This is a genomic window from Mesorhizobium sp. EU05-FHT14A09 (genome assembly GCF_058790995.1).
In genome coordinates, this window is the sequence record NZ_JBYTDF010000005.1 from 342,659 (window position 1) to 361,075 (window position 18,417).

Sequence of the window (18,417 nt, forward strand, 5' to 3'; positions counted from 1 at the left end):
ACCTGCTGGACGCTACCGGGCCTTCCTGCGCATCGGCCCAGGCATGTTTCGGTCGTTCGGTGCCTGCGACTATTTTCCCCTGTCGAACATCGGAAAACGACGTTAGAAGGGCCCGGCAATCGAGACGGCGCTACGGCCGCGGGTCAAATCGACCAGCGCCGCTCAGACGAAACATCCACGCAAGTCATTAAGAACGCGCTCGGTGAAAGCTGTGCATTTGCGAGGTTGTTTCCACCGTGTCTTAAGCGACTCGGTGTATCCCTCGGTTGCATACGTGCATGCCCCTACCAATGAGGAATGACAGGATGGCTTCGATTTCGAAGGCTGCCCCCTCCCGGGCTGGCAGTAAGCTTCACGCGGTTCCACTGCTTTTTGCTGCGATCGCGACAATGGCCCTGACAGGCTGCAACTCCATAACCGACAGCAATGTAAAATCCGCATCCATCACCACGCAGACAAGCCATGCCTTTACGGCCGAGGCGATCAAGCCCAAGCGCAAGGTCGTTGCCGCCAGACGCCATACGACGATGGCCAGGAGCACACAGAAGGTTTCCGACAGTGTGCGTTTCTATGGCCGTGCGCCGCATATCTGCTCGCCGAGCGGCTTCGGACAGACCTCGCACTGCTTCCTTCGCAGTTGAGACGTCGGGCCTCGTCTATGCAGAACCGGCAGCTGTTCGACCAACTGCCGGTTCTGATCAGCGCTTGAGCCCCAGCTTGCTTTCGACCTTGCCTAACTTCGCGAAGACGTAGTCGCCCCGGCGCAGCCTGGTTACTTCGTCGCCTCTCCTGACGGGCGCGTTTGCAAAGACATACCAGTCGCCCTCCGGCTCACGCTTCTGGAATATGACGTTGCCCTTCCTGCGGTGACTGAAACAGGTGAGAGCCGGCGCAGTACCGCTTCTGGCATACCAGTCCGCTCTGAAGCAGAGCTTTCCGGCATCGGCAATGAACCAGCTCCCTACCCCGTACGAGGCGCTCCTGCCTTTCCCCGTCCAGGCTGAAAAGCGGCGTTGTGGCACCGCAAAGTAGCCGGCGCCGTCCTTCCATATCCACGATCGCTGGCTGTACAGCCGGTAAAGGTCTTCGTTGCCGAGCGGCTCTGCCTGCTTGATCGTGGCCGCACTTGGCGCCGCTGAAGCGGCAACAGTCGCAACGCATGCCATCCCGACCAACGCTGCAACCATGATCAGTCCGTTTGCACGGGTCATCTCTGTTCTCCCACCCAAGAGCAATTCCAGCAAAAGCGCACAGCGGTTTTGCGTTCGGAATTGCGTAAACCAAAGAGAGCGTTTCCGCGTTTCCGACAAAGCCGGAAACGCCCCAGCCTTCATTCAATTGGATGCTTCGCGCGTCTGCACCACACGCCAGTTGGGCAGGCCATACCCTTTCGGCCAGGGATAGACCTCGCGATCGTTGAAGTAGACGACGGCCTTCAACTTGGGAAACTCTGGATACGATTTGGCGACGGTCTGTGCCCAATCCTTGACATAGCCGGCATCCCCCTCGTAGCCGAGCTCAGCAACAACGATTGGTTTGCCGAAGCCTTTGACACGGGCGTACTTCTCCCGCATCTGCTCGACAAAACTCGTTTCATGACCAATGACGCCCTGGTCGTAAGGTTGGTAACCGAACACCGACAGGCCGACGATGTCGACGAAATTTGTGCCGGGATAAAACGCCTCCAGCCCTTCGTTCCCCAATGGTGACCACATGTATTTGGCGGTCTTGTTGTGCTCGCGGCACACCGTCACCATGCGCTGATAGGCTTTCGCATAGTCCGGAGGATTCCAGTGCGCCCAGGTGAACTGGTTGTTGGTCTCGTCCATTTCCTGCGCCCAGCGGATGGTGACATCGCTTTTCAGCTTCGCGGCTTCGGTACAGACTGCGGCCATATACCCGTCCCGTTCTCCGCTCAAAATGCTGTGCAGCAATTGCGACGATGTCAGGCGCCAGTTGGGCGACCATGACCATGGCTCGACGGTGACCAGCAGCGAACGCCCGCGTTTCTGAGCATAGTCGTCGGCCAACTCGAGCGTACGAAGATCGACGTCTTCCCACGGCAGGAAGAGATGTTCGATCTTGGAGTTTGGATCATCTCCGAAATCACCGTGAGGATCATAAGCCCCGAAGCCTACGGATGTCGGCGTGATCACCGGACGCTTGTCGGACGGCATGGTCGCCGTCGCCGAGTTTTCATTTGGAACACCGAGAGGGCGTTTGTTGGCCGCCAGGCCTACCCCGTTCAGCATCAAGCCCGCGCACGAAAGCGCGATAACTGCCAATTTCCTTCTCATTGTCGTTCTCCGCTACTACTGCGCACCGACCGGCGCTGGCGTCGGAAGCGGTACGGTTTTTGGGGTTGTTGTTGCTTGCGCCACGGGCCTACTGGCCTGCACTTTGGCGCTCACCGTGTCTTGCGTGACGAGCTTGCGGTACTCGTCGTCCTTGTCGAGCGCCGCGTGCTTGAACACATACCAGGCGCCGGACGGCTCTTTCTTCTGATAGACCGTACCGTCGTGAAACATGTGACGGAAGCAGGTCTTGTTGGGGGAGCTGCCGCCGGGGCTGTGCCATACGGCCCTCAGGCATAGCTGCCCATCATTGGTCAGCGTCCAGCGGCCCACAGCCCAACTGGCTTTGGCCCCATTGCCCGACCAGGCCCGGAAAATGCGTCCCTCTTCCTGGAAGCGCCCCGCGCCATCGCCCCACTGCCAGGTTTTGTCCCGATACAGGTCATGCAGTTCCAGCGCAGTCATAGCCCTCGCCTGCGCTGGCACTGCAACTGCTTCGGCGGCAAATGCCGGTCCATACCCAAGTGCGAGACCGAGACCGGCAACCGCCATGCCACCCCGCGCAAAGCAATCGATGAGAGGATTGGTCATCTGGCCCTCACTTTCCGCGCAGCATGCGGGGCAAACCGGCATCCGCCTTTTCGAAATCCGATTCCTCGGTCGCCAGGTCCGCCCATTCCACCGGCTCGCACCGTTGCCCAATCACCGAAACGTGGAAACCTGCGGCGGACGCCGCGCCCGGCTCGAACGCACTACGCAGATCGATGAGCACCGGCGTCCGCACCAGCCGCCTGAGACGGCCTAGGTCGATGCGGCGGATGCTGTCCCATTCGGTGAGCACCACCACCGCATCAGAATTGCGGGCGCATTCGTAGGGATCGTCCAGAAGGGTGACATCCTCCAGCAGGCGTGCGGCATTTTGCAGCCCGACCGGGTCATAGGCGCGGACGACGGCGCCATACCGTTGCAAGGTCTCGATCAGCGGAACCGAAGGTGCCTCGCGCATATCATCGGTGTCGGGCTTGAAGGTCAGCCCGAGCACAGCAATCGTCAAACCCTCGACATCACCGCCGACAGCCTCGATGACCTTCAACGCCATCTTTCGCTTGCGGGCCTCGTTGGCAACGATCGTTTCCTCCACGATGCGCAGAACCACACCATAGTCCTGAGCGATCCTCAGCAACGCCAAGGTATCCTTCGGAAAGCAGGATCCGCCGTAGCCTGGCCCGGCATTGAGGAAGCTGGTGCCAATGCGCCGATCGAGCCCCATGCCCAGCGCCAGCTCGCTTACATTGCTTCCCACCTTCTCGCACAAGTCGGCCAGCTCGTTGATGAATGTGATCTTGGTGGCCAGGAAGGCATTGGCCGCATATTTGATGAGTTCCGCCGTGCGCCTGTCGGTAAAGACAAGTGGGATGTCGCCCAGAGCCTGCTTGTAGAGCGCCGCCATCACAACCCGCGCGCGACCGTCCTCGACACCGACGACGACCCGGTCAGGCTTCATGAAATCGCCGATCGCCACGCCTTCGCGCAGGAACTCCGGATTGGAGGCAACCGAAAATGATCCGAGCGGACGCGCGTGAGCAATGATCTTTTCCACGGCGTCACCCGTGCTGACAGGGACAGTGGATTTGACCGCCACCACCGCACCTTCGGCGAGGAACGGCGCCATTTCACGCGCTGCCATGTAAACAAATGAGAGATCGGCATCACCTTGCCCAGCCCGTGACGGCGTGCCGACTGCAATGAACACCACCTGCGCGTTCGTTACCGCCGCTGCGAGATCGCAGCTAAAGCCAAGCCTTCCCGCAGCCTGATTGCGCGCCACCAGCTCGTCGAGATCAGGCTCGTAGATGGGCATTCGCCCCTTGATGAGGCCCGCGATCTTGTCGGCGTTCTTGTCGACGCAGATTACCTCATGACCCCACTCGGCAAGACAGGTCCCGCTGACGAGGCCGACATAACCTGTTCCAATGACTGCGATCTTCATGGCACCCAACGCCTTGCGGCGCCCCCGACTACGCGTTTCAACACTCATTCCGTCGTATCTTCGATCGCCCAGCGCCAATGCGGCCTGAACACCGTCTTGCGCAGTTCCGTACGGCCGATACCGGCGCCGGCAGCGGAATAGCGTTCCTCGAACAGCTGCAGATGTTGCCCACCCCAGGCGAGCACCTCGACGCTCTCGCGGCCGTGTACGACCGCGGCAAAAGCAGGCAGCGCGATCATCGACAGAATGCCCGCGGTCATCGCCGGGCGATAAAACCGGCTGACTGCCTTCATGCGATTTTCGCGACCATGCTTGATCAGGATGACGATCGTCAGCAGGGCGTAGAACGCGCTGTTGATGATGGCGAAAAGATAGAAACCACGGCTGGCGCCCGCGTCTTCGACGAACAGGGCTGGCAAGGCGGAGCCCACGGCGATCGCCACATACGGCGCATACACTCTGAACGGCAGCGGATCGACTTCCGACGTTCCCTTGGGGGTAACGCGGAACTCGACAAAGGTCCCGGTCACCCAGTCTCGCAGCGCGGCGATACTGCCGGCCAATGCCCATGGCCAGCGAGCCAGCAGGAAGAATGCACTTTCCCAGCTCCAGATCTTGGCATCAACGGGCCTGAAGCATCCTGCAGCGCGCCAGCGGAAGCACAGTCCGATGAGGATCAGCCATTGCGGCAGGAAATGCGTCAGGAAATCCGGATAAGTGACCGCTACGAAATTCTCCCCACGCAGCAGCGCGATCACCGGTGTCGCCACCATCAGGGCCATCAACGAGGAAAAGAGCGGATACCAGAGTTGAGAAAACAGGAACTGGAACTGCAACCGCCGCGGCAGGCGGGGCACATAGATCGGCGAGTGTTGCAGCAGCAACGTCACCAGGCTACGCGACCACTGGAATTCCTGCGTGACGAGATCGGCAAAGGTAGTGGGACCGTCGCCGTGTGCGATCGCGTTCACCGCATGGATGCCGCGCCAACCGTGCGCGTTCATCATCAAGGTCGTGGAATGATCCTCGGCCAGTTCCGGTCCAAGCCCGCCTATTTCCTTGAGTGCAGCCGTGCGCACCGCATAGTGTGATCCGAAACAGAGCGGAGCGAGCCCGGCGTTGTGGCCGACCTGCATGGCACCATGAAGGCTTGCTTCGGCGTAGAGACGCCCTCGCGCGGACCAACTCTGACCCGCATTGCGATCACAGATACTCGGCGCCGACACATAGCCTATCGAGGGGTCTGCGAAGGGCCGCAGCATGTTCCACAGATAGTCGGGCTCCGGCACATGATCGGCATCCAGCTGTGAAACGAAATCATAGCGGTCATAGCCGTAGTGATCGTAGAAAAACGCGAGATTGCCTTCCTTGCAGCGCGTACGCCGTGGCCATGTGGGACGATGGTAGTCGGGCCGGCCGCGCCTGGTCGAAATGAACACGCCATGCCAACGGCACCAGACAATGGTGTCGGGTGACGGGTCTTCGTCAGCGAGCCACGTATCGTGCCTGACGGTCTGGGCCAGCATTGCGCGCAGCGTCTCGGCAACGACTGGAAACGGTTCCGATGGCGCCTTGGTCACCACCATGGCCACACGACTGCCCGTAGGAATCCGCAAAGGGCCGCTCGGTTGCCGAGCACGCGCGAACACCACGATCAGATAGATCGGCATCAGCGTGATCCATGCCAGTTCGTAGCTGGTCAGCGCGCTCCCGAATGGGCTGAAATGGTGGGACGGCTCGAGCCACCAGGCCCAGAAATAGCTCAAGGCAGCGAACCACAAGGTGACGCCGATGAAATATTCCGCACGGTGGCGGCCAGTCAGCACCGGAGACAGCAACATCTCCCGCATGGAGCGATCGCTTCGGGCTTCGCTGGCCGGATATTTCGTCATGGCCGTGCCCCCAATCCGAAGAAGGGGGCTGCCGTACGCACAATCGTGTCGAGATCCGAATATTGGGGCGAGAAGCCCAGCGTCGACCGGGCAAGGCTTGGATCGGCATAAAGCGCCGGCGGATCTCCGGCACGACGCGGCTGGATAGCGATCGGGACGCTGTGTCCGGTGACGCGATCGATGGCTTCGAGGATCTCGAGGATCGAGGCACCGCGCCCGGTGCCGAGATTCACAGCGAGGTTGCCACCACCCCGAGCCAGATGTTCGTAGGCAAGCACATGCGCCCAGGCAAGATCGCTGACGTGGACGTAGTCGCGCACGCAGGTGCCATCGGCAGTGTCATAGTCATCGCCGAACACCTCCAGCCGCTCGATGCGGCCGGCTGCGGCCAACAGTGCCCTCGGAATAAGATGGGTTTCCGGGTCATGCCATTCGCCAAGCTCGCCGTCCGGGTCGGCTCCACAGGCGTTGAAATAACGCAGCGCCACATAGTGCAGACCAAAGGCGCTCGCATAGTCGGCCAGCATATGTTCCGCGATCAGCTTCGTCTTGCCGTAGGGATTGATCGGGACCTGCGGCATGGTCTCGGCGATCGGGAGGCTGGCGGGAACGCCGTAGGTGGCGCAACTGGAAGAGAAGATCACCTTTTCCACCCCCGCCTGTCGGGTGGCGTCGAGCAGAGAAAGCATGCCGGCAACATTGTTGTGGTAATATTTGGAAGGATCCTCCACGGATTCGCCGACATAGGCCGAGGCGGCAAAATGAATGACGGCCGCCGGCAGAAAATCTTCCATCGTGCGCGTCAGATGAACTGTGTCCAGCACGTCACCGTGTACGAATGGTCCCCAGCGCACCGACGAACGATTTCCCGTAGCCAGATTGTCATAGACTACTGGTTCCAGCCCCCTTGACCGCAGAAGCTTGGCTGCATGGCTTCCAATAAAGCCGGCACCGCCGGTGACAAGGATACGCCGGATGCCCATCACGCCACCTCGGTGAGCCTGCGGCTTTCGGCGGCCAGAGCGGCGTCGAAATAGGCGATGGTTTTCTTCAATCCCTCAGCCAGCACCACTCTCGGCTGCCAGTCGAGTTCGCACATGGCCCGCGCAATGTCGGGGCGCCTTTGGCGTGGATCGTCTACCGGCAATGGACGGCGGACAACGCGCGAGCGCGAACCGGTCAGAGCAAGCACCTGGTCGGCAAGCTCTGCAATCGTGAATTCCACCGGATTGCCCAGATTTATCGGCCCGATAAGCGTAGACGGCGAGGCCATCATGCGCACGAACCCGTCGATCAAATCATCGACGAAACAGAAAGAACGGGTCTGCGATCCGTCGCCATACAGGGTGATGTCCTCGCCCCTGAGAGCCTGGACAATGAAGTTGGAGATGACGCGGCCGTCGTCTGGCCGCATACGCGGTCCATACGTGTTGAAAATACGGACAATTTTGACTTCGACGCCGCGTTTCGCATTGAAGTCGTGAAACAATGTCTCTGCGCAGCGCTTGCCTTCGTCGTAGCAGGAACGCGGACCGAACGAATTGACATTGCCCCAGTAGCTCTCAGGCTGCGGATGAACGCTCGGATCGCCATAAACTTCGGAAGTCGAGGCCTGAAAAATGCGGGCGCCGTGAAGAGCGGCATTTTCCAGCAGATTCAGCGCGCCGAGCACGCTGGTCTTCGTGGTGTGAATTGGATCGGCCTGATAGTGCGGCGGCGAAGCCGGGCAAGCGAGATTGTAGATCTCATCGACCGCCAGGTCGATCGGATCAACAACATCATGGCGAAGCAGCGTGAAGGCCCCCGACGACCTCAGATGCCGGACGTTTTCCGGCCTGCCTGTGGAGAAATTGTCGATGCAGACAACCCGATGTCCTTGGCGGATGAGGAATTCGCACAAATGCGAACCCAGAAATCCCGCGCCGCCAGCAACGAGAATTGTCCTGCAAGACTTCGCATGCGGTATCGTCAAAATGTCGTTCCAAGCCGGCTCAATATTTGCCGGCCCAGAACGAAATAAATTGCTGCTTACTCTACTCACTAACGCCTCCAACGACTTTACGCAAACTCTGTTTTTTATTTTGTTGTTTTGCAGAAATAAAATTCGTTGATTTTTGTTCAGTAATACCAGCCAAAATTTGATAATATTTAACGTCGTTAATTAGAAATTATCCATTTAATATTTAGATCACACGCTGCTGAGTGTGTCGTTATCCTTGAATCCGAGAAGTTATCCCGGTGTACATTTCTCTGAGCAGGAGTCGGCGCGCCGACGCGCGCACGCGATACGCGTGACTTCGAAAGGGATTCGACGGCACATTGTCGCCGGAAACTGAGGGTATTTGTAAGAAACAGCCTTTTGCCGTGAAACTTTTTGAAAGGCTGCAACGTTTGTTTGGCAAGGTAGTCTGGGTTGGAGAACCTGAATGAGCGATCGTTCAGACCAGCCTGACAGGTTGAGCGCCTCACCCGACCTGACAGGGGGGCTTCGCGTCGAAAGACGACGTTGGCCGCGCGAGCCTGATCAGAGCAGCAGTGTGGTGGCCCTTACACCGCCAGCGCTCACGCCTTTGCGTTTTTCGACGGCATCACTGGAACCTACAGAGCAATTCGCCATATGGCGCTCGCATCTTGAACCCATCGCCGAGGTCGGATTACCCGATGGCGTGACACCACAGGACGGTTTTGCCGCTGAACATGCAGCCTGGAACCTCGGCAAGATGTTGCTCGTGCGGCAGCGCACGGATGGATACCGCTACACGCGATCGGCTGAAAAATTACGCTCGAGTTCGATAGATCATTGGTACATCGGCATCCCGCATAAGGGAAATGCCTGGACCGAGGTCGATGGCCATGTCGTGGAAAGCCGCCGCGATACCGTCACCTTTCGTTCGCTCGGCCACCCCTATCGCGGGCGGGCCACCGCAAGTGAAGTGACCCTGCTCTATATGCCGTACGACCTGTTCGCAGACCACGCGGGCATGCTGGTCGCTGCCAACAATTCGATCTTCTCGGGGAACTATGCCACCCTTTTGATCGACTACATCGGCAGCGTTGAAACGAGATTGCCAACGCTGGTGGCCAGTGACCTGGCAAAAATCGTGTTCACGATACGTGACATGCTTGTTACCTGCCTTGCGGAGGCAGCACCCGGTCGACAAAACGGCGTCAATCCATTGACGTTGAGTGTGATGGAGCGGGTACACCACTACATCCATCGCAACCTCGGTGCGCAGAACCTCAATCCGGACAGCATTTCTCGTGCGATGGGCATTTCACGCACCCGGCTCTATCAGCTGTTCGAGGCCAGCGGCGGCGTTCTCAACTACATCCGCAAGAAGCGCTTGCAGGACGCTTATGCTGCGCTCAGCGATCCAATCAACAACCAGCGCATACTGGATATCGCCCAGCAGGCCAGCTTCGATGTCGCCGCGAACTTCACCCGCGCCTTCATCCATGAATTCGGATCGAGCCCGAGCGAAGTCCGAAAGGCGGCTCTCGGCCAGTTGCCCGTCAGCGTCCGAGGCGATCAGTCACCAACCCCGACTTTCGAGAAATGGTTGCGAGAACTAGGGCGCTGACATGCGCTCCGAGGCAGAGTGCCGCTACGAAACTTGCCGGAACCTAGCGCCCGGCCGTAAGTCGTCTAAAGCTGGCATTGCTCGGCCAACCAATCCCAAGCCCCCTGAACATCTGCATCCCTGAGCCGGTCCTTCGTCGACAGGGCATACCAAGCGCGGCCTGTCTCAAGCGCATCTTCATAGGGACGCACAAGGGTTTGCGCTGCGAGCGCCGTCTCGACCAGCGGGAAGCTGCCCAAGGCCACACCCTGGCCAAGTTCGGCTGCCGCAAGCGCTAGATCGTTGTCGCTGAAATTGCTTCCATGCCAACTCCCATTCGCCTCGACGCCGGCTCTCTGCAACCAATCGGCCCAGCCGATAGGGCGCTCATCATGAATGAGCGAGATGCCGAGCAGGTCGGCGGGATGGATCAGCCTTCTCGCCAGGACCACGGTTGCAACCGGTGACAGGATGTCCCTGGCGATCAACAGGCTTTCGCAACCCTCTGGCGGCGCCTCCGCATGGATGATCGCCAGATCGATCTCCATCGTCTCGAAGTCGATTTCCGCCCCGCTGGTGTCCAGCCAGGGTTCGCAAGATGGCACCGCCGCTTGCAGGGATGGCAGACGATGCAGCAGCCAACGCCGGCTGAAATCCCGTGGCGCATAGATGACGACGCTGCCAGGCTTCCGATAGGGCTCAAGACGCCGATAGCCTTCCTCCATCAATTCGAGGCAGCGACGCACGGTGCGCTGATAGTCGCGCCCGGCGTCCGTCAACCGAACCTCGCGACCGATGCGCAGGAACAAAGCCTGACCGAGATGGCCTTCGAGCAGGCGCATCTGATGACTGATCGCCGACTGGGTAAGGCCCAGTTCCTCTGCGGCGCGGCTGAAGCTCTCGAGCCGAGACGCCGCTTCAAATCCCTTCAGGAACTGCGTCGGCGGTATATGCCGGAACTTCGCCATTCATGAAATCCATTCATTCAAACCAGGAATCCTTCTCAGTTGTATGCGGGCGACATCGGCTTAACAATGAGTGCTGCACATGAATGGAGAGTTTTCATGAATGCCCTCGAGTGGCCGGCCTCGCAGTTGAAATTTCGTCGGCCCGCCGAGTTCGAACCTCATGCGAAGACGTGGATGGCGTGGCCTCACCGTCAGGACATGTATGGCGCCACCTTGCCTGCCATGCAGCAGGCCTATGTCGCCGTCGCTCATGCCATCGCCCAGTTTGAGCCGGTCAGTATGGTGACTCACCCCGATCATGTGCTCGGTGCGCGGGCCGCGCTTGGAAACGGCATCACCATTGTCGAAATCCCGATCGACGATTGCTGGATCCGCGATTCCGGCCCGACCTTCCTGAAACTCGCCGATGACAGCCTTGCCGGTGTGTCCTGGCGCTTCAACGCCTGGGGCCGCAAGCACGAACCCTACGACCAGGACAATGCCCTGGCCGAGCGCATCCTTGCTCGTGAGGATGCACTTGCCGTTCGCTCTTTCCTCCATTGCGAAGGCGGCTCGTTGACCACCGACGGCGAAGGAACGCTGATCGCCACCGAAACAAGCCTGCTGCATTCCAACCGCAATCCGGGCCTGTCGAAGGCATGGGTAGAGAAGGAACTCGTCCGCATGCTCGGCCTCGAAAAAGTGATTTGGCTGCCTGGCGATCCGCTGGACCTTGAAACGGATGGCCATATCGACGGCATGTGCTGCTTCGTGCGCCCTGGTGTGGTGATGTTCGAATACAATCCCGATCCGTCTGACTTGCACGGGCGTATCCTCGCCGACAACCTCGCAGCCTTGCGCGGCCAGACCGACGCGCGTGGGCGCAGCTTCGAGGTCATCCCCATTCCCGAAGCCTATGATGTCCAGGCGACCAGCGACGTGTTCGCACGCTCCTACATCAATTTTGCCATCACGAACGGAGGCATCGTCATGCCGACCTTTGGCCGTCCGTCCGGCGAAGAGGCCATGGCGGCTGTCGCGCGCGCCTTTCCCGATCGACGCATCGTCACCGTCGATGTTGGAGCCGTCGTCCCAGCCGGAGGCGCCATCCACTGCATCACGCAGGAACAGCCACTGTAATGGACTGCCGAAAGAGGACATCATGGACACGTCGACACGTCGTCATGGCCACAGCAGGATTGGCGCTCATGCCTGAGATCGCAATCAAACCGGCGAGCGCAGCAAGTTGGAAAGTTACTGCGCCATCCGAGGCCGAGCCGCATGCTAAGACCTGGATGGCCTGGCCGAGTACGACCTCCCTCTACGGCGGACCTGGCGCCTACTACGAAAGCGTCCAAGAAACACTGGGCCGATTGGCCGCTGCGATTGCCGAGCATGAGCCGGTGGCCATGGCAGTCGCCGCAGAACATCACGCCATCGCCGGCGAGCTCTGCGGCCCGAAAGTTGAACTTGTCGATATCGCCACCGACGACATGTGGATGCGCGATTCCGGACCGGTATTCGTGCGCGCCTCGAACGGGGCCATCGCTGCAGTCGACTTCCGCTTCAACGGCTGGGGCGACAAGCAGGCGCATGCGCATGACGCTGTGATCGCATCCCATGTCGCCAGCCATGTCGGGGCCGAGCGCCGCGTCTCCCCGGTCCGAGGCGAAGGCGGCGGCATCGAATATGACGGCGACGGCACCTTGCTGCTCACCGAGAGCTGCTGGGTCAACGACAATCGCAATCCCGGCCTCAGCCGGACGGACATCGAGCAGTACCTCAAGGCAATCCTCGGGGTCGAGGCAGTGATCTGGGTTCCTGGCGTCCGCGGCCAGGACATCACCGATGGCCATATCGATGGCTCGCTCCGCTTTGTGAAACCCGGGCTGCTCGTCGCCAGCAGTTGGCCAGGCGACACGTCCGAATGGGGCCGGGCTCACGAGGAGGCGCTCGCCATCTTGGCCAGGACCAAAGACGCCCGCGGACGCGATTTCGAGGTGGTCTCCGTTCCCTCCGCCACGAACGCGCGCTCCAGCAGCGACGACTTCCTGACCAGCTATGCCAACTACTATGTCGGCAACGGCGCGCTCTACACGCCGCAGTTCGGCGACAGGAAAGCCGATGCCCTGGCCAAGGAAACGCTCGGCCGGTTGCATCCGGACCGCCGCATCGTGCAGCTCGACATGGACCGCATCTACGAGAATGGCGGCGGCATCCACTGCGTCACACAACAACAACCCCGATAAGGTGAACCATGCGTCAGCTGATTGCGGCCGCCGTCCAGATTTCCTGCACTGACGATGTCGAGGCCAATCTCGACAAGCTCGAGCGCTATGTCCGCGAAGCATCCAGACGCGGCGCACAACTCGTCGTGCTGCAGGAATTGTTCGAAGGCGTCTATTTCTGCATGGACGAAGATAAACGCCACAATATCCGTGCCCGTCCACTCGACGGTCATCCGACCGTCGCGCGCATGGCTGCCTTGGCGCGTGAAACAGGCACTATCCTGCCCGTATCCCTGTTCGAGCGCGATGGTTCGAGATTGTTCAACACGCTGGTGATGATCGACGCCGACGGCAAGGTGCTCGGTCACTATCGCAAGAGCCACATTCCAGACAGCCCCGGCTATTCCGAAAAACTCTACTTCGCCGGTGGCGACACCGGCTTCAGGGTCTTCGAAACCGCCGCCGGCAAGATTGGCGCCGGCGTCTGCTGGGACCAATGGTTCCCTGAGGCGGCCCGCGCCATGGTGCTGATGGGGGCCGAGGTATTGATCTACCCCACCGCCATTGGCTCGGAACCTTCTTACCCCGGCTGGGACTCACGGGACCATTGGCAGCGCGTCATGCAGGGGCATGCCGGCGCCAATCTCACTCCGGTTATTGCCGCCAACCGGATCGGCATCGAAAAAGGTGAGACGAACGAGGTTGTGTTCTACGGGTCGTCCTTCATCACCGACCACACCGGCGCCAAGCTGGCCGAGGCCGATCGCGTTTCCGACAGCGTGATCACGGCCACTCTCGATCTCGACGAGATCGCGGCTGCCCGCAGCAGCTGGGGCGTTTTTCGCGACCGGCGTCCCGATCTCTACCACACGCTGCTGGAACCGACACCGAAGCGCCTGCTCACCCAGAATGCTGCCTAGTGGCGTAGCCCGGGCATTGAAGACTATCGGAGCATCCACAAGACATCACGCGATGCTCTGATTGAAGGGCTCCGGCAACGATCCGGGGTACACCAAGGGAGGAAATGATGAAACGCTGGCTCGCGCTTGCCGCGGCATGCCTTTTTGCGACCTCGGCTCTGGCCGAGGAAAAGGTGCTGCACCTCTATTCGTGGGAATCCTATTTCGGCCCCGACACCATCTCGAAGTTCGAGAAGGAAACCGGCATCAAGGTCACCTACGATCTGTTCGATTCCAACGACATGGTCGAGACCAAGATCCTCACCGGCGGCTCCGGTTACGACGCCATCACCATCAACCTGTCACCACACCTGCAGCGTGAATTGCCCGTGGGCGTATGGGCTCCCCTCGATAAGAACCGGCTTTCCAACCTGGAAAATCTCGACCCGGCAGTGGTCGCGCGTGTTGACGAGATCGACAAGGATGGCGCGCATGGCGTGCCCTGGATGTGGGGAACAACCGGTGTCGGCTACAACATCGACAAGATCAAAGCCTTGATGCCCGACGCACCGGTCGACTCCTTGCGCATGCTGTTCGACCCAGAAGTCGTCAGCAAGTTCGCCTCCTGCGGCGTCACCATGCTCGATGATGCCGAACAGGTTCTGGGCCTTGCGCTGATCTATCTCGGCCTCGACCCGGACACCACCAATCCCGAAGAAGTGCAAAAGGCCGTAGACGTCGTCACCAGGGTCCGCCCCTATGTGCGCAAGTTCCACAGTTCAAGCTACATCAACGATCTGGCAGAGGGCGATGCCTGTGTTGCACTCGGCTTCTCCGGCGATATGCACATTGCCGATATCCGTGCCAAAGAGGCGAAGCGGCCGTTCTCGATCACCTACCGGCTGTCGAAGGAAGGCAATCTGATGTGGGCCGACGTGCTGGCAGTGCCCAGCGACGCGCCACATCCGGAGGCCGCCCACGCCTTCATCAATTTCGTGATGCGGCCCGAGATTGCGGCTTCGGCCGCCAGGGACACCGGCTTTGCGACAGCGAACAAGGCAGCACTCGCGCTGCTCGACGAAAAGCTGCGCACCGACCCGGATCTTTATCCTTCGCAGGATGCGCAGAAACGCTTCCATCTGCCGAAAGCGCTCGACCAGAAAGCGCTGAAAATGTGGTCGAAGGCCTGGAACCGGGCCAAGGGCCTGGAGTGAACAATCGAATGCCGGGCCGGACATTGCACCGGCCCGGTATCTTATTCGCCAATCAGCTTTTCCAGCCGTTCGATCCAGAACGCGCTGCGCGTCGCGATGATGTCGTAGCCGAAACGCCGCGATTTCTTGATATCCGCCAGCTGTTCCGGCGCCGTGATTTCGCGGCGCCGGCCATGCCCCAGCCAGAACACGCGCAGCTTCAAAACATCGAGCGCATGGCGCGTGGTGGCGTGGTCGAGATCGGAACCGTGATCCTCGTAGACGAAGACGGTATCGCCGTTTAGCAATCGTGTGGCGCCGGAAAACGCGGCGATCTCCACGCCCTCGACGTCGAGCTTGACGATGAATTTATCGAGTCCGGCGAACAGCGGCAGGGCAGCGAGATCGTCGAGGCTGATCGTATCGCATTCCAGGATGGGTGGCGAACCGTCAGCGGGATCGACGGTGGTGCGGGCTTCATGCTTGGAACCGAAAATGCGTACATGCTCGCCACTGACCGCGCCGATCGCCCGGTTCAAGGCGATGTAGCGGCCACCGTTGAGCAGGCGATTGTCTTCCAGCACGCGGAATGTGTCGGCTGCCGCTTCGATTGCTACGACCGGCTTGTTACCGGCTTCCGGGCCGCTCGCCCGGATGGACCAGTAGCCATAATTCGCGCCCCCGTCGATGAAACCATGAGCAACGTCGCGTGACGCTGCCAGGAGCACCATCATCGACCGCTCATAGGAGTAGTCCGGCAGAAGCAGGATCGACCAGTAGGGATCGCAATAGGGAACGCGCATCGACGAGCCGGGAGTCAATGTGAAGACCATCGGCCGTTTGCTCGGCAGCAAGGTGCGAACGGCGCGGGCCACATAGGAAAAGCCGAACTGGCGCAAGGGCAGCAGAACCCGCATGGCCAGCCGCAAGGTCCACAGGGCCACGGCCTCATGCAGGCTCGCGCCCTCTACGCGGCCGCTGCGCGCATCGATGACAATGTCCTTGGCCAAGGGCTTCAACATGCGCGGTTCAATATCCGAGATCGTCTCCAAATACGATGCCACCAGCATACCCCAAGATCGTTTTCCCCGAACGGGACTTTATCCCGCCGCCCATACATCACGTTTGCCGCACCTCTGCATGGAAACCAATCATTAACCTTACCGGCAAGCTACGGGCCGGACGGCAGCGATATCCCATCGACGGCCCCACTCATGGAAACCCGATAGGCGCAGCAACTCGCTGGAATAAAACGATAAAGTAATTTCCTCCGTGTCATCGGCGCATTCAGCTTGACAAAAGTGGCTTCTTTCTTATTTTACCGATTAGCTAATTAGCCGATCGGAAAAATAATGGACCAGCTCAGCCTCACCTTCCATGCGCTTGCTGACCCGACCCGTCGCGCCATCCTGATGCGGCTGGCCGAGGGCGACGCCACGGTCAACGAACTGGCCGAACCCTTCGACCTTCGTCTTCCCACCGTCTCCAAACACCTCAAGGTGCTGCAGGAGGCATCTCTCGTCTCCCAGACCCGCGAGGCACAGCGACGGCACTGCCACCTCGAAGCAAAGGCCCTGAAGGAGGTCGCAGACTGGGTCTGGAACTATCGCACGCACTGGGAAGAGAGCTTCGACCGGCTCGACGCCTTTCTGAGCGATATCGCAGCGGCCGGCAAAGCCAGCAAGAACTAACCCCCTGCCCGTCGAAACAACCGACTGTTTTTATTGAGAAATGGAGTAGCTTTCATGTCCAGGACCACCTTTACCGCCGAAACGGGAAAATACGAGATCGTCATGGCGCGCACCTTCGACGCGCCACGCGAGCAGGTCTTTGCCGTGTACACCGATCCCAAGGCCATCCCGAACTGGTGGGGTCCAAGCTGGCTGACCACGACGATCGACAAATTAGAGCCAAGGCAAGGTGGCGTCTGGCGCTTCGTGCAGCGCGACAAGGCGGGCAACGAATATGGCTTCCATGGCGTACACCACGAAATCACCGCCCCGTCCCGGATTGTGCGCACCTTTGAATTCGAAGGCATGCCCGGCCACGTCTTGCTCGAAACCGTCACCTTCGAGGAAGTCGGCGGCAAGACGAAGGTCGTCGCGCAATCCGTGTTTCAATCTGTCGAAGCGCGTGACGGCATGGTGCAGTCGGGCGCCGAGTCAGGAGCTGTCGAAAGCTGGGATCGTTTGAACGCTCTGCTTTCGGCCTGACCGTCAGCGGGCAAATCGAAAACCGCCGGCATCCTGCCGGCGGTTTTTCATTTACGGGACCATTTCCCCCCGGCCACAGAATCCGCCCTGGCAGAACAACCACAGATCCTGCCCATCCAGACATCCTTGACAGGCTTGTCGAAAGTCTGCGATGAAACGTTTCATCGCGTTCGGGAGGAAAGAGCGCGATGACAAATCGTGGAGGAAAGAATGAAGTTCGGAAAGATTATCGCCGCCGGCATCCTGGCGGCTTCGCTAAGCGTGCCCGCTGTCAGCTTCGCCGCCGACAAACCTGTTGTCGGCCTGGTCATGAAATCGCTCGCCAACGAATTCTTCAAGAACATGCTGGAAGGCGCCAAGGCGCATGAAGCCAAGCGCGGCGACTACACGCTGAAGGCTGTCGGCATGCAGTCCGAAACCGACATCGAGACCCAGATCAACGCCGTCGAGAGCTTCATTACGGAAAAGGTCGACGCTATCGTCGTTGCGCCGGCGGATTCCCGCGCGCTGGTGCCGCCGCTGAAGCGCGCCATGGAGGCAGGCATCGTCGTGGTCAATTTCGACGTCGCGCTGGACGAAAAGGCCAAGCAGGAAGCGGGTGTCGAGCTCGCTTTCGTCGGCCCCGACAACCGCGCTGGCGCCAAGATGGCCGGTGACGCGCTCGCAAAGAAGCTCGGCGAAGGCGCCAAGGTCGTCATCATCGAAGGCAATCCCGGTGCCGACAATGCCGCGCAGCGCAAGCTCGGCTTCGAGGACGCGATCAAGGACGGCAAGCTCAGCCTGCTTGATTCCCGCACCGCCCATTGGGAAACCGAAGAAGCCAACTCGGTCTTCGCCAACATGCTGACTGCCAATCCCGACATCAAGGGTGTGATGGCCGCCAACGACTCCATGGCAGTCGGCGTCGTCAAGGCAATCGAGGCTGCCGGCAAGACCGGTCAGATCGAAGTCGTCGGTTTCGATAACATCCCGGCAGTGCAGCCGCTGCTGAAGGAAAAGAAGATGCTGGCGACCGTCGACCAGTTCGGCCAGCAGATGGCAGCCGACGCGATCGACAAGGCGCTCGGCGTCGTCAAGGGCGGTGCGCCGCTCAAAGGCTGGGTCAAGACCGACATCAAGCTCGTCACGTCGGACGACGTGAAGTAACCTCCTCGACCTGTTGCCGCGCCTCTCGACAAGGCGCGGCAACAGAAGGCGGAAA

At 60.1% G+C, this 18,417-nt stretch carries 18 protein-coding genes; 9 read left to right on the forward strand and 9 right to left on the reverse strand.

Translation table 11 applies throughout. From position 1 onward, the window contains the following. The first annotated feature begins 305 nt into the window (after positions 1 to 305). Positions 306 to 641, forward strand: a complete 336-nt coding sequence (locus AC3WTO_RS19615; protein WP_492462571.1) for a hypothetical protein — start codon at positions 306 to 308, stop codon at positions 639 to 641. Between the two features lie 57 nt (positions 642 to 698). Here AC3WTO_RS19615 and AC3WTO_RS19620 read toward each other — a convergent pair whose 3' ends face one another. The 7 genes from AC3WTO_RS19620 to AC3WTO_RS19650 all read right to left on the reverse strand — a co-directional run bounded on the left by AC3WTO_RS19620 (position 699) and on the right by AC3WTO_RS19650 (position 8,172). Then, positions 699 to 1,211: a DUF995 domain-containing protein gene (locus AC3WTO_RS19620; RefSeq protein ID WP_492462572.1), complete on the reverse strand. Its 513-nt coding sequence runs from the start codon at positions 1,209 to 1,211 to the stop codon at positions 699 to 701. Between the two features lie 123 nt (positions 1,212 to 1,334). Continuing rightward, complete coding sequence (locus AC3WTO_RS19625; RefSeq protein ID WP_492462573.1) at positions 1,335 to 2,297, reverse strand: glycoside hydrolase family 26 protein; 963 nt, start codon at positions 2,295 to 2,297, stop codon at positions 1,335 to 1,337. A gap of 15 nt (positions 2,298 to 2,312) precedes the next feature. Further along, entirely contained in the window at positions 2,313 to 2,885 is a 573-nt protein-coding gene (locus AC3WTO_RS19630; protein WP_492462574.1) for a DUF995 domain-containing protein, read from the reverse strand. A 7-nt stretch (positions 2,886 to 2,892) separates the two neighbouring features. Further along, on the reverse strand, positions 2,893 to 4,284 hold the full coding sequence (locus AC3WTO_RS19635) for a UDP-glucose dehydrogenase family protein (protein ID WP_492462766.1): 1,392 nt from the start codon (positions 4,282 to 4,284) through the stop codon (positions 2,893 to 2,895). Positions 4,285 to 4,328: 44 nt separating this feature from the next. Beyond that, entirely contained in the window at positions 4,329 to 6,176 is a 1,848-nt protein-coding gene (locus AC3WTO_RS19640; RefSeq protein ID WP_492462575.1) for a glycosyltransferase family 2 protein, read from the reverse strand. After that, positions 6,173 to 7,159, reverse strand: a complete 987-nt coding sequence (gene galE / locus AC3WTO_RS19645) for a UDP-glucose 4-epimerase GalE (protein WP_492462576.1) — start codon at positions 7,157 to 7,159, stop codon at positions 6,173 to 6,175. The genes AC3WTO_RS19640 and galE overlap by 4 nt, the downstream gene beginning before the upstream one ends. Then, a complete protein-coding gene (locus AC3WTO_RS19650; RefSeq protein ID WP_492462767.1) occupies positions 7,159 to 8,172 on the reverse strand; it encodes a UDP-glucuronic acid decarboxylase family protein in 1,014 nt (337 codons plus the stop codon). The genes galE and AC3WTO_RS19650 overlap by 1 nt, the downstream gene beginning before the upstream one ends. Before the next feature lie 430 nt (positions 8,173 to 8,602). Between AC3WTO_RS19650 and AC3WTO_RS19655 the strand changes: the two genes are divergently transcribed. Next, positions 8,603 to 9,757 (forward strand): helix-turn-helix domain-containing protein, encoded by a 1,155-nt coding sequence (locus AC3WTO_RS19655; protein ID WP_492462577.1) that lies wholly within the window; start codon positions 8,603 to 8,605, stop codon positions 9,755 to 9,757. A gap of 65 nt (positions 9,758 to 9,822) precedes the next feature. Here the strand turns inward: AC3WTO_RS19655 and AC3WTO_RS19660 are convergent, their stop codons facing one another. Beyond that, positions 9,823 to 10,704, reverse strand: a complete 882-nt coding sequence (locus AC3WTO_RS19660) for a LysR substrate-binding domain-containing protein (RefSeq protein ID WP_492462578.1) — start codon at positions 10,702 to 10,704, stop codon at positions 9,823 to 9,825. 96 nt (positions 10,705 to 10,800) lie between these two features. Between AC3WTO_RS19660 and AC3WTO_RS19665 the strand changes: the two genes are divergently transcribed. The 4 genes from AC3WTO_RS19665 to AC3WTO_RS19680 all read left to right on the forward strand — a co-directional run bounded on the left by AC3WTO_RS19665 (position 10,801) and on the right by AC3WTO_RS19680 (position 15,024). Continuing rightward, positions 10,801 to 11,823 (forward strand): agmatine deiminase family protein, encoded by a 1,023-nt coding sequence (locus tag AC3WTO_RS19665; RefSeq protein WP_492462579.1) that lies wholly within the window; start codon positions 10,801 to 10,803, stop codon positions 11,821 to 11,823. Positions 11,824 to 11,891: 68 nt separating this feature from the next. After that, positions 11,892 to 12,932 carry an agmatine deiminase family protein gene (locus tag AC3WTO_RS19670; RefSeq protein ID WP_492462580.1) on the forward strand — a complete coding sequence of 347 codons (1,041 nt, stop codon included), beginning with the start codon at positions 11,892 to 11,894 and terminating at the stop codon, positions 12,930 to 12,932. Positions 12,933 to 12,940: 8 nt separating this feature from the next. Further along, positions 12,941 to 13,831: an N-carbamoylputrescine amidase gene (gene aguB, locus AC3WTO_RS19675; protein ID WP_492462581.1), complete on the forward strand. Its 891-nt coding sequence runs from the start codon at positions 12,941 to 12,943 to the stop codon at positions 13,829 to 13,831. A gap of 107 nt (positions 13,832 to 13,938) precedes the next feature. After that, on the forward strand, positions 13,939 to 15,024 hold the full coding sequence (locus AC3WTO_RS19680; RefSeq protein WP_492462582.1) for an extracellular solute-binding protein: 1,086 nt from the start codon (positions 13,939 to 13,941) through the stop codon (positions 15,022 to 15,024). Positions 15,025 to 15,065: 41 nt separating this feature from the next. On the opposite strand, the gene AC3WTO_RS19685 is transcribed toward AC3WTO_RS19680, so the two are convergent. Beyond that, the gene (locus AC3WTO_RS19685) at positions 15,066 to 16,025 is read right to left on the reverse strand and encodes an FkbM family methyltransferase (protein WP_492462583.1); all 960 of its coding nucleotides are present in this window, start codon (positions 16,023 to 16,025) and stop codon (positions 15,066 to 15,068) included. Positions 16,026 to 16,355: 330 nt separating this feature from the next. Between AC3WTO_RS19685 and AC3WTO_RS19690 the strand changes: the two genes are divergently transcribed. The 3 genes from AC3WTO_RS19690 to AC3WTO_RS19700 all read left to right on the forward strand — a co-directional run bounded on the left by AC3WTO_RS19690 (position 16,356) and on the right by AC3WTO_RS19700 (position 18,362). Next, the gene (locus tag AC3WTO_RS19690; protein ID WP_492462584.1) at positions 16,356 to 16,694 is read left to right on the forward strand and encodes an ArsR/SmtB family transcription factor; all 339 of its coding nucleotides are present in this window, start codon (positions 16,356 to 16,358) and stop codon (positions 16,692 to 16,694) included. A 54-nt stretch (positions 16,695 to 16,748) separates the two neighbouring features. Further along, positions 16,749 to 17,216, forward strand: coding sequence for an SRPBCC family protein (locus tag AC3WTO_RS19695; protein WP_492462585.1), 468 nt, complete (start codon positions 16,749 to 16,751; stop codon positions 17,214 to 17,216). A 210-nt stretch (positions 17,217 to 17,426) separates the two neighbouring features. After that, entirely contained in the window at positions 17,427 to 18,362 is a 936-nt protein-coding gene (locus tag AC3WTO_RS19700; protein WP_492462586.1) for a sugar ABC transporter substrate-binding protein, read from the forward strand. Positions 18,363 to 18,417: the final 55 nt, after the last annotated feature.